Raw genomic sequence first — 12,710 nt, 5'->3', positions numbered from 1 at the left:
CTTTGGTTTTACTAAATTTACAGAATATGAGTAAATGCGAGCAGTGCATCATTAAGGAGTTTAACTCCTTAAAAGCCTTAACAAAACAAGAGTTAATGCGAGTTTCTGCTTGTAAAACAGGTAAGACATTTCAGAAGGGATATGTCATTTTTGAAGAGGGCGATTTTATTAATGGTATTTACTGTGTTAAAGATGGTGTTTGTAAACTTACTAAGCTCAGCGAAAACGGTAAAGACCAAGTCGTGAAGTTAATCGTAAAAGGAGGTTTATTAGGAAAAAGGTCTCTTGTAACTAATGATTCGTCTAGCTTAACTGCTACAGCTTTAACAGAAATGGAAATGTGTTTTATTCCAAAATCTGAAATCATTACGGATTTACAAAAAAATCCAAATTTTACTTTAGATGTTCTACAAAAGATGACTGAAGATTTGAAGGAATCTGAGCATTCATTTGTTAATATGGCACAGAAATCAGTTAAAAAGAGAATGTCCGAAGCATTAATGTATATACATGATAGTTTTGGAGTAGATTATGATGGTTATCTTTCTATTGTACTATCTAGGGAAGATTATGCAAGTATTGTTGGGACTGCAACAGAATCTGCTATACGTATCTTATCTCAATTTAAAAAAGAGAACCTTATTTGTACCTCAGGTAAACGTATAAAAATTGAAAATTATAATTCTCTTAAATGGATAGAGTAGAAGCTTTATTTATAAGCGTAAAAAGAGCCGATACGTACGTATCGGCTCTGCTTTTTTAATACAATGTTTTTCTAATCTGTTTCTGCTTCAATTTTTTCATTAACAGGTTCTTGTCCGTCTTTAGGAGCAGCATCCTTTTTAAGATATTTATCTAAAAATTGTACAATACGTTCATTAGCTTCAATCTGGTTTTCTTTTTTAATAAAGCCATGACCCTCATCTTCGAATAAAACATACTCTACTGGTACATTGTTCTTTCTTACACCAGCTACAATTTCATCAGATTCTACTTGCAGTACTCTTGGATCTTGCGCGCCCTGTAATACAATTAGAGGCTTTGTCACCTTATCTGTATGGAATAATGGCGAAATACGCTTTAAACGCACAGAATCTGCTGAAAAAGGGTCGCCTAATTCATCGTATAAAGATTCTCTAAAAGACTCCCAATATGGAGGGATGCTTTTTAAAGTACGTATCCAATTTGTGACACCAAAAAGATTGACGCCTACATCAAACTCTTCAGGTGTATACGTTAGTGCGGCCATAGTCATATAGCCACCATAAGAGCCACCAATAATTCCTATTTTATCACCATCAATTTCTGTCTGTTTGGCTAGCCAATTTTTGCCTTCAACACAATCTTGTAAATCTTTTTCACCATGATTTTTGTTATCCATTTGGTAAAATGTTTTACCATAACCACTGCTACCACGATTATTAACAGCTAGCACTGCATAACCATGATTAACCATATACTGGATTAAAGAACTGAAATTTTGACGTGTTTGCCCACCAGGACCACCATGGACCCAAACCATTGCCGGTACTTTATTGTCAGCAGATGCTTGATGAGGTAAATAATAAATAGCAGGAATCTCAACGCCATCAAAAGATTTGTAACGCACTACTTTTGCAGTCACTAAGTCATTTGCATCAATAGCTTTATTTAGTACATCACTTAATCTATGTTGTTTTTTAGTTTCAAGATTGTAAGTGTATAAATCTGAAGGCGAATTTGAACCACCAACATACATACGCATCCAACTCTCGTCACGACTAAAACCTACACTAGTAATGCTTTTGCCTTCAAAATCAGGTAAATCAATAGGTGTGTTAGTTTTAGTGTCTATAACCTCAATGGCATTTTTGCCATCTTCGTTAACATAAACAACCATATAATTACCATCTTTTGTAAAACCTGCGCCACTAACATCCCAGTCTTTTTCTACGACTTTTTTTCGCTCTTTAGTTTCAAAATTATAAGACATTAGATACGAAAATTCACCACCATCATCTGTTGTATAATAAAAGATGTTATTGTCTTTTGAAAAATCTTGTGCAGAATTTGCACTATTGTTTTCATTGATTTTTGTTTTCTCACCGGTTTTTGAGTCGTAGATAAATAAATCACTATCATTTGTATTTAAACTTTTTGAAAGTGCAAAGTAATTCTCGTCACTAGACATACCCGAGAATGAGAGATTATCATTGTTTTGATAAATCATTTCGGACGAATAGTCTTCCAAATTCATCTTATAAACATCAAAAAATCTAGGGTCTCTTTTATTTGACCCGTAATACAAACTTTTATTGTCATCGGACCATCCATAGAAACTTGATTTTGCACCTTTCTCCGGAGTAATGTCTTTAATGTTGCCTTCTAAATCTCTAACAAATAAATGGTCTATTTCATCACCATTGCCATCAGCATTTAATAGCATTCTATTGTCTTCTGGGAAAAAAGCATCTGCAAAAATAGATGTACTATCTGATGCAGTAATTGCAGTCATTTCTCCACCTTCAGCAGATACAGTATAAACATTGTAAATTCCTGAACGATTACTAGAGACTAGTAATTGTGAATTGTCATACGAAAAACTACCGCCGCCAATGGCTTCGTTATCCATAAATTGTTCAATAGTGTATTGCTTAACTTCCTTTTTGGCTAAATCGGTCTGTTTAGCATCATCCTTACAGGAAAATAGAAAAACTGCAATACAACATCCTAAAATTTTTGTTTTCATAATGATTGTTTTTAGTTGATTTTAATCAATCCCAAATATTTTGGTTTCCTTAAATGGATTGGTCTTTAAAGCTTTCATATCTGCTTCGTAAGATTTCCATTCATTGTTAAAGAAGGCATTAGTTTCACTAAGTAATTCTTTAACTGCATCTTTTGCATGTTTCATTAATGTAGTTTCCGTAGTCGTTATACCTGTTTGACTTCCATATATATAACCAGCTGCAGTACGTAAACGTTGTAAAGCAGTAACTTCTGGATTCCTAGTAATACCTTGACGCTTGTCTTCTTTACCAAAGTATTTGTCAAGTAAGGTATTGATAGATTTTACAACAGAATCAGAAGCTTTAATCTGTTCTTTATAAGCGTCTTTATCTAATTTTTTTAATTCGGATTGATACTTGGAAGCTATATTTTTACTTTCAATTAATTGTTTAGATGCATCAGCGAGCGTTTGTGATATATTTTCTAACTCTTTTGCAGCATCGTAAACTTCATTAATATTTTTCTGCGATACATTAAGTCTAGGGTCAGATTCAACATTAACCATAGTTTCAGAAGTTTGGTCGCCGTAATGCAACACCGCTTTGTAAGTTCCAGGTTTTACTGAAACTCCGCTAGGTTCTCTTGTTGATTTTCTGATACGTCTGGAAGGTCTTTCTTTTCCAGATTCGTCCATAAACCAAGTCCAACGTTGTACTCCATTTTCTTTAGGTGCTTTTTGTTTTAAAGTTCTTATTAAACGGTCGCCGTCATAAAGCTTTAGCGTTAAAGAGTCCCACTTAATTTTATTTTCATCTTTTGTATCGCTAATAGCCTTATCATCTTTTTTAGAGTCTGATTTTATATCGGATTTTACATTATCTTTCTTGTTGAATAGGTATGCTAATCTTGCACCACCACCTCTATTTTCGCCATGATACATAGCATCAGCACCAAAACGACTTCCAGTTGGTTGTTGATAAGCAGCTTGATACGCTGTCGGTGAATCGAACAATGTAATGTTTGAAGCCATTACTGATGAGTTTCTCGCCATTTCACGTAAAGGTCTAATATCGTCTAAAACCCAAGCAGCGCGACCAAATGTACCTATCACTAAATCATGTTCACGCGGATGAATAACTAAATCTTTAACCGATGTGGTAGGAAAGCCATTAGTCCATTTAGTCCATTTTTCACCAGCATTTATAGACACGTATAAGCCATCATCAGTTCCAAGAAACATAAGATTTGGTTCTTCTAAATCTTCAACAATAGCCAATGTATAACTTTGGACATCTCTTTCATCTACGATACGTTCCCAGGATTTACCATAATTTTTAGTACGGTAAGCGTATGGTGTGTAATTAAAACGTCTATAATCATTAGCAATTAAAAGTGCTTCGCCTTTATTTTTATTAGATGCCTTAATCTGAGCTATCCAACTGCCTTTTGGCAATTTAGGTATGTTGTTTGTGACTTCGGTCCAACTATCACCACCATTAATGGTATAATGTACACGTCCATCGTCTGTACCTGCCCAAAGCATATCTTTCTCAACAGGTGAAGGTTCAATAACTAATATGGTACAGTGATTTTCTGCACCTGTAGCATCCATAGTTAAGCCACCACTTTCAGATTGTTTTTGTTTTGCTGGGTCATTAGTAGATAAATCAGGAGATATAACGGTCCAAGTCTCACCTTTATCAGTAGATTTATGCACATACTGACTCCCAAAATAAATGGTACTATTATTAAAAGGGTCTATGTTTATTGCTGAGTTCCAATTAAAACGTAGTCTTACATCAGCATCTGGATGTGTAGGCCTAACACCATAGTTATTTCCTGTTTGCCAATCGTATCGACTCACAAAGCCTTGTTGACTCATTGACCAACCATAACGACTATCATCTCTATCTGGAACAACGTCAAAACCATCACCAAAGCTAATTTCTTGCCAGTAGCTATTTCTTATACCTTGGGCACGCCATACATAAGCGGGACCTCGCCAAGATCCATTATCTTGCATACCTCCATATACGTTATAAGGATATTCGTTATCTACAGAAATATGATAGAACTGTGCTACAGGTAAATTACCAATAAAACGCCAAGTTTTTCCACCATCTTTAGTAATATTCATTCCACCATCATTACCATCAATCATAAAGTTGCCATTCTCTGGGTGTATCCACCAAGCATGATGGTCGGGATGTACACCATTGCTAACCCCATAAGCTGGCATGAGCTGTTTAAAGTTTTTTCCGCCGTCTTCGGATACGTTTACATAGGTAAACACGGAATACACACGATTTTCATTCTGTGGGTCAACATATATTTCAGAATAATAAAATGGTCTGTTACCTATATCGCTTTTATCATTGATTTTTTTCCATTTAAAGCCACCATCTTCACTTTTGTAAAGTGCATTCTTTTTAGCTTCAACTAAGGCATAAACTATGTTTGGTTTATTTGGAGCAATAGCAATCCCAATACGTCCTAAATCTCCTTTTGGAAAACCATCCTTATCTGTAATTTTTTTCCATGTTTTTCCGCCATCATGTGTCATTTGTAATGAAGAGCCTTTGCCACCAGATTTAAAAAACCATGGGTCTCGTTTATGTTCCCACATAGCGGCAAAAAGCTTATTAGGATTTGTGGGGTCCATCACTAAATCTGCTACACCAGTTTTGTTATTAGCGAACAAGATTTTATTCCATGTTTTTCCGCCATCATTAGTCTTAAAAACCCCACGTTCTGGATGAACACCCCATGGCGATCCAATAGCACCTACATAAACCACATCAGGGTTTGTTGGATCTACAATAATTCTATGGATATGTCTTGTTTTTTCCAAGCCCATAGCCATCCAAGTCTTTCCGCCATCTAGAGATTTATAAACACCATAGCCACCATTAAGAGAGTTACGAGGGTTTCCTTCACCTGTACCAACCCAAATTACACTTGGATTTGATTGTTGGATTTCTACTGCACCAATCGATGCAGTTAATTCTTTATCAAAAATGGGTTCCCATTTAATACCGCCAGAAGTAGACTTCCATAAGCCACCAGAAGCTGTACCAACATACATTATGTCTGGATTATTATTTACGACATCAATGGCTGTTACACGGCCGGACATTCCACCAGGACCAATATTTCGTGGCTCCATGTTTTTTACCATGTCCATCGAAAATTCTTGTGCAGAAAGAAATGTTATGCAAAATAGCATAACACATGAGAAAAATTGTTTCATTATTTTTTGGGTTAGTTGAGTAAGGCTTAAAGGTACAAGTTACTCTTCTCAAAAAGTCATAAAAAAATCTTAAAGAACTTAAACCCTATTAGTCTATTTTTTTGATAAGTGTAGGTGTTAAAAATTGAAAATCTTGCTTATTTTCATTGTTAGAAAGCTTCCATTGATTTCCATAGATATCCTCATATACAATAGTAAAAGTTGGAGGAGAGTTGTTTATGTAATCTTTGAAACTCTTAACTCCTGAAAAATCACTGTTATTTGTTGAAGAAATCTCAAAAACACTTATATTTTCTCCTGGTTGGACAACTGTATTCTCTTTAATTGTTATAGAGCCGTTGTAGCCAATTGAATCACCTTTACGTATTCTGTTTTTAGTTATATGTAGCAGCGCATTTGTTGAGTTGTCAAACTTTAAGCTATCATTTACTGCAAAAGACACTTTTTTAACAAATGCAGGACCAACACCTTTATTTACCATATGTATACTGAATGAACGAACATTATATATGTTTTCAAACTGTAAATAAGGAATTACATTAGCACTTTGTTGCATTTGAATGAGCCTATTTTCCTCTCTTGCTAAATACGATTGGTATAATAATGCTATTAAAGAAATCACACTAATAAACAGAGCAGAAGTGCTCATTATTTTATCAGTTGTCCAATTAATTTTCTTTTTGGGCTGTTCAGTTTCTTCAGACATTTATTTGGTTTGTTTGTAGTAAAGTTAATAAAATGTTAGAATATAATTACTCTTTGAGCACAAGGCTAAAAAGCATTATTTTTATATAATTATGAAAGAGAGAAAATCAGGTTTTGTATTTAAAACATACGAAGCTACATATCAATCACCTTTTGATAAACTTTTTGAAATTTTTAAAGAGTTGATAACCTATACTTCCGGTGATTTTGATGAGGCTATCGATTGGTTACGGCAGTTGGACAAGGAATATGAATTAACAACTCCAGATTACACCATAGATGATTTTATTGAAGATTTAAAAAATAAAGGGTATATCCGAGAAGAGATTGACCCAACTGGTGATGGAGAAGGTGATGGGGAAGGACGTGGACGACTTACCATTACGGCAAAAACCGAACGTGCCATTCGTCAGCAAGCATTGGACCATATTTTCGGAAAAATAAAACGTAGTGGTGCTGGAAACCATAAGAGTAAAGGTATTGGTTTAGGCGATGAACATACAGGAGATTTTAGAGCATATCAGTTTGGAGATGCTTTAGATAAAGTATCAATGACAGAAAGTTTACGCAATGCTCAAGTAAATCATGGTATAGGAGATTTTAATTTGACTGAAGATGATTTGGTGGTCGAAGAAACACTTCATAAAAGTCAAATGAGCACGGTGTTAATGATTGATATTAGTCATAGCATGATATTGTATGGTGAAGACCGCATCACTCCTGCCAAAAAAGTGGCTATGGCATTATCAGAACTGATAACTACGCGTTACCCAAAAGATTCCATTGAGATTTTAGTTTTTGGAAATGATGCATGGCCTATAAAAATTAAGGATTTGCCATACCTTAAAGTTGGTCCATATCACACCAATACGGTTGCAGGTTTACAGTTGGCAATGGATATGCTACGTAGAAAGCGTAATACTAACAAACAAATTTTTATGATTACTGATGGTAAACCAAGTTGTTTGCGTTTACCAGACGGACAGTATTATAAAAACTCTAATGGTCTTGATCCATACATTACAAATAAATGCTATGCTATGGCGCAACAAGCAAGACGCTTGCATATTCCAATAACGACGTTCATGATTGCAGAAGACCCATACCTTATGCGTTTTGTAAGAGAGTTTACTCAAGCCAATAGAGGAAAAGCATTCTATACTGGATTGAAAGGTTTGGGAGAAATGATTTTTGAAGATTACGAAAACAATAGAAAAAGAAGAATTAAAGGCTAAAGCTATAAAATGAAAAACATAAAAACATTAGGCGAATTAAAACAATCAGGGTATCAATCAAAATCTATAAAGGATGAATTGAGAGGTAATTTAATTGAAAATATAAAGAACAAAGTCAATACATTTGAAGGTATTCATGGTTATGAAAATACGGTGATTCCTGAATTGGAGCGTGCCATTTTATCACGTCATAATATCAATTTGTTAGGTTTACGAGGACAAGCAAAGACGAGACTAGCTCGTATGATGGTAAATTTGTTGGATGAATATATACCAATTGTCGAGGGTTCCGAAATTAATGACGATCCATTACAACCCATTTCAAGATTCGCTACTGAATTAATTGCAGAAAAAGGTGATGATACACCTATTGCTTGGTTGCATAGAGACGAACGTTTTGCAGAAAAATTAGCAACACCAGATGTTACTGTTGCAGATATCATCGGAGATGTAGACCCAATAAAAGCTGCAAACTTAAAATTAAGTTATGCCGATGATAGGGTCATTCATTACGGAATGATTCCAAGAGCAAACCGCTGTATTTTTGTGATTAATGAGCTGCCAGATTTACAAGCTAGAATTCAAGTGGCACTTTTTAATATTTTACAAGAAGGTGATATACAGATTCGAGGATTTAAGCTAAGATTGCCTTTAGATATACAGTTTGTATTTACAGCAAACCCTGAGGATTATACCAACCGAGGCAGTATTGTTACACCATTAAAAGACAGAATTGGTTCACAAATTTTGACCCATTATCCTGAAAATGTGGATACTGCACGTACCATCACAGCACAAGAAGCACGATTAGATGCTCGTCAATCTAAAACGATACATATACCTGACTTAGCTAAGGATTTGTTAGAGCAAATTAGTTTTGAAGCTAGAGAAAGCGAATATGTTGATGTAAAGAGTGGTGTAAGTGCTCGTATGAGTATTACAGCATTCCAAAATCTATTAAGTACAGCAGAGCGACGTTCTTTGTTAGCAGGTGATAAAAATACAGCAATACGTTTGTCTGATTTTGTTGGAATTATTCCTGCGATTACAGGAAAAGTAGAGTTGGTTTATGAAGGTGAACAAGAAGGTGCAGATTATGTAGCAAATACCTTGTTAGAAAATGCTATAAAAACGTTGTTCCCTAGATATTTTCCTAAGATTGAAAAACTAGAAAAGCAAGATGCCGAAACACCTTATGACGATTTGATTTCATGGTTTTTTAATGGAGAAGGATTTGAGCTTTTAGATACCATGAATGATGAACAGTATAAATCTAAGTTAGATGAAATAAAACCATTAGATGCATTATTGGCAGACTATCAGCCAGATATAGAAAAGGAAGATGTGTATTTTGAAAAAGAATTCATTTTGTGGGGATTAGCTCAATTCAAAAAATTGAGTAAATACAGATATTCCGAAGGTTTAAAATTTCAAGATCCTTACGGGAGTTATATTAGTGGCTTGTAATACAGGGCTTTATTTTCAAGTTTCATGATACCATAAAGATTGAAAATACGATAAGCGCTAATAAAAAAAGGATTTTTTTTAACTCTTTTATGCTTAATGAAATTCTCCAACAGTGTTTCATGTCATCTCTTCTTATCTGCATTTTAATAACGTTTAGAGTTTATTAATAATGACCAATGTCTTGTGAAAAGAGAAATAATGAAATTGCTATGTAATAAATGGTTACAAATGTGACATAAGTGTAGTTAAATGAAAACTAGTGAATAAAGAATAGCATTAAAATGAGAGTTTCAATATGTTATTGGAATTGTATGTATCACTAAACATCTCAGCTTTTAATATTTAACTGGTTCAAAAATCCACCAAACTTTCCCGTTGTTTGAATTAAAACTTAATTTAAGAGTCCCTAAATCACTATAGATTATATAGTTGTATTTAATAGCTAATTTTTCTTCATTTAATGTAGCGTTATAAACACCATCTTTGTATGTAAACTTTATGCCATTACTGAGAACAAACTCTAGGTTCTTTTTGTCTTCTATTGTTTTAGAATTAGTTACGTTAGATGATGCAGTAACCCCATGGTTATGTATGCGTTTTACATCGGATGTTTTACGAGAATCTCTAAACTTATATGTCAGTAATTTTTCGACTTTACCTTCAGTTAATTCAAGTATTTCAGCTTCATCTTTCCAATTTGGATAGACGTATAAGATGTATTTTTCCTCAATGTCTATGCTGCCTGGGTCATCACTATTCTTAAAAACAATATATCCTTCTTTAGTTTTTAATTCAAATTTTGTTCCTGGTGGATACATCACATAATCATTTGGCTCATTACTTTTGGTTACTTTAAGATACGTTTTTTGAGCAAAACCACTGAGACAAAAAAGAAGGATTGTACTTAATGTTAATAATTTAGTTTTCATAGTTTTAGGTATTAAATTCTATTTTTTTCTGCGTCAAGTCCAGTATTGCGTTTTCTGGCTTTTTTAATTTCATTGCGGCCAAAATTATAGGTAAGATTAAAACGCACTTGTCTGCTATCGCTACCACCGTCACCATTTATCCTAAGGTTACCAAATTCTGTAACACCTTCCCAAGGAGACGTAAACAGAACGTCATTAAAGGACAAACGAGCAGTTAATTGATCGTCAAAAAAACGCTTTTGAAATGCCACATTTAATGAACCTATGCTTCGAGTTTCGTATGTTCCGCCCCATATAGACGGTGAACTATACCATCCTGAAATTTCTGCTCTAAAGCCCTTTGGTAATTTGAACGTGTTTTGAGCATAAAGGCTTAATGTATTCTGCGAAATAGGATTAAAGTCTGGGTTGGTTGCTTCAAAAATACTTCTGAAGGCATTAACACTAAAATATATATTCCACCAATCGTTGAAGCGTGTAGGATAGCTTACACCAATATTTATGACTTTCTGATTAGCCACATTTCTTGTGGTCAAGAAATTTTGGTTTTGGCCAACAGCTTCTGTGATTTTTGCGAAATAGTCTTCAATAAAACTATAGCTTATTGATGTCGTTAGCCTATAATTAAACGTATGTGATAATTTTAAATTATCTGTATACTGTGGTTGTAAAAATGGATTGCCTCGGCTAAAAGATAACTCATCAATTTTGTATTCAAAAGGATTTAAACTTGCATAATTAGGACGTTGAATACGGCGGCTATAAGTTAAAGCGAAAGAATTTTTCTGATTCAGTTGATAAGTTATACCACCACTTGGAAACCAGTCTGTATAATTGCGCTTTACACGATCGTTTTGATCTGTCTGTAATGCGGTTAAGATACCATCAGACTGTGTATTTTCCATACGTAGACCAAACTGGATATTCCATTTTTTAAACTGGCGCTTATAGTTAAAATATAAGGCGTTTACATTTTCATCATATTCAAAATCGTTAGTGCGTTCTTGATTTAGTATATCTTGACCATTGATTCGGTCAAAAAAATCGAATTGATTATCGGTAACAACTTTAGAAAACTTTCCGCCGATGCTTAATTTTCCTTTTAAAAGAGATTGCTCATAATCTAATTTGGCTGTAAATAAATCAATATCAATTGGTGTGATCATAAAGTTGATAATTTCACTAATAAGCTGTGATTCATTACCATCAAAATATTGATTAGGTTGAAGATTTTCTCTTTCGCGTGAGTAACGACCGTAATCTACATCAATGTTTATGCTTGTATCATTGTTTCCTTTATATCTGTAATTAGCATTTGCATAAATATTTGAAGTTTCACTTTGAACATCGCTACCAGCCACTAATATTTGATTTGGGTTGGTATTACCATCAGGAATAATAGGTGTTCTAGAATCAGCCAACGATTCGTTATCAGAAAAATTACCAGATACGATAACTCCAAATGTAGATTTTTTATCGGCGTACCAATCAAATCCCATTCTGATATTATTATTTACATCATCACTTATTGTTTCTGAGCGTGCATCAAAAATGGTATTATTTTGTTGTCTAAAAAGATTAATGTAACTTAAACTTTCACCAAATCGGTTGCTTAGTGTACCATAGAAACTTGTTTTCTTGTTTCTATTATTAAATGATGCGGAAGTATTAACTCGGGCAAACTCACCATATGTTAAACCAGAAGTTAAGCTACCGTTTGTACCTAAACTTTTATCGCGCTTAAACTTTATATTAATGATACCAGCATTGCCTTCTGCGTCATATTTTGAAGAGGGTTGCGTAATGATTTCTACTGCATCTATATCACTAGACTGAATTGTTTTAAGGTAATTTACCAAGTCTTCACCTCTAAGTACAGAGGGCTTATCATCTATATAAATAAGCACACCAGTTTTTCCTTCGACGATTAAGTTGTCATTGTTATCGATAATTACACCAGGTGCTTTTCTCAATAAATCAAAACCAGAATCTCCAGCAGCGTTTATAGTATTCTGTACATTAAATACTGTTTTATCTGCCATAACTTGTACCATTGGTTTTTCACTTTTAACAACAACTTCATCTAGAGATTCTGCTGCAGGATTTAATTTAATAGCGCCCAAGTCTTTTTCAGAATTAGTAATACTGAATATCTGAGACGTATACTTTTCAAATCCAAGACTAGTTATGGTCATTGTATATTTACCATTGTCTAAATTTTTGACAGTAAATTTTCCATCATTTTCAGTAACTGCAGCTTTAATAAATGCTGTTTTGTCTGAATTATAGATAGATACTATAGCTCCAGGAATAGGCTCAAGGTTTTCATCGACAACAATACCAATAACATTAGATTGTGCGTAATTGATTAATGATAAAAATAAAAGTAAGTAAACTGTAATCGTTTTCATGATA

The 12,710-nt window shown here is 34.0% G+C and carries 8 protein-coding genes; 3 read left to right on the top strand and 5 right to left on the bottom strand.

Annotated elements, in window-relative coordinates; translation table 11 throughout:
- Positions 1–26 precede the first annotated feature (26 nt).
- Positions 27–704, top strand: coding sequence for a Crp/Fnr family transcriptional regulator (locus IEV10_RS11545; protein ID WP_188374885.1), 678 nt, complete (start codon positions 27–29; stop codon positions 702–704).
- Positions 705–775: 71 nt separating this feature from the next.
- On the opposite strand, the gene IEV10_RS11540 is transcribed toward IEV10_RS11545, so the two are convergent.
- The 3 genes from IEV10_RS11540 to IEV10_RS11530 form a co-directional block, all read right to left on the bottom strand.
- Positions 776–2,728 (bottom strand): S9 family peptidase, encoded by a 1,953-nt coding sequence (locus IEV10_RS11540; RefSeq protein WP_188374884.1) that lies wholly within the window; start codon positions 2,726–2,728, stop codon positions 776–778.
- Positions 2,729–2,749: 21 nt separating this feature from the next.
- Complete coding sequence (locus tag IEV10_RS11535; RefSeq protein WP_188374883.1) at positions 2,750–5,959, bottom strand: VPS10 domain-containing protein; 3,210 nt, start codon at positions 5,957–5,959, stop codon at positions 2,750–2,752.
- Positions 5,960–6,047: 88 nt separating this feature from the next.
- Entirely contained in the window at positions 6,048–6,665 is a 618-nt protein-coding gene (locus IEV10_RS11530; RefSeq protein WP_188374882.1) for a DUF8453 domain-containing protein, read from the bottom strand.
- Positions 6,666–6,756: 91 nt separating this feature from the next.
- Here IEV10_RS11530 and IEV10_RS11525 point away from each other — a divergent pair, with 91 nt between their 5' ends.
- Both IEV10_RS11525 and IEV10_RS11520 read left to right on the top strand, forming a co-directional pair.
- Complete coding sequence (locus IEV10_RS11525) at positions 6,757–7,899, top strand: vWA domain-containing protein (RefSeq protein WP_188374881.1); 1,143 nt, start codon at positions 6,757–6,759, stop codon at positions 7,897–7,899.
- 9 nt (positions 7,900–7,908) lie between these two features.
- A complete protein-coding gene (locus IEV10_RS11520; protein ID WP_188374880.1) occupies positions 7,909–9,366 on the top strand; it encodes a MoxR family ATPase in 1,458 nt (485 codons plus the stop codon).
- Positions 9,367–9,701: 335 nt separating this feature from the next.
- Here the strand turns inward: IEV10_RS11520 and IEV10_RS11515 are convergent, their stop codons facing one another.
- Both IEV10_RS11515 and IEV10_RS11510 read right to left on the bottom strand, forming a co-directional pair.
- Complete coding sequence (locus IEV10_RS11515) at positions 9,702–10,295, bottom strand: hypothetical protein (protein WP_188374879.1); 594 nt, start codon at positions 10,293–10,295, stop codon at positions 9,702–9,704.
- Between the two features lie 11 nt (positions 10,296–10,306).
- On the bottom strand, positions 10,307–12,706 hold the full coding sequence (locus tag IEV10_RS11510) for a TonB-dependent receptor domain-containing protein (protein WP_188374878.1): 2,400 nt from the start codon (positions 12,704–12,706) through the stop codon (positions 10,307–10,309).
- Positions 12,707–12,710 lie beyond the last annotated feature (4 nt).

Origin of the sequence: Winogradskyella haliclonae (assembly GCF_014635865.1) — a bacterium.
In the GTDB taxonomy this organism is placed as follows: domain Bacteria; phylum Bacteroidota; class Bacteroidia; order Flavobacteriales; family Flavobacteriaceae; genus Winogradskyella; species Winogradskyella haliclonae.
Note: the sequence above shows the minus strand (reverse complement) of the source record. Positions and strands in the feature narration are given on the sequence as shown.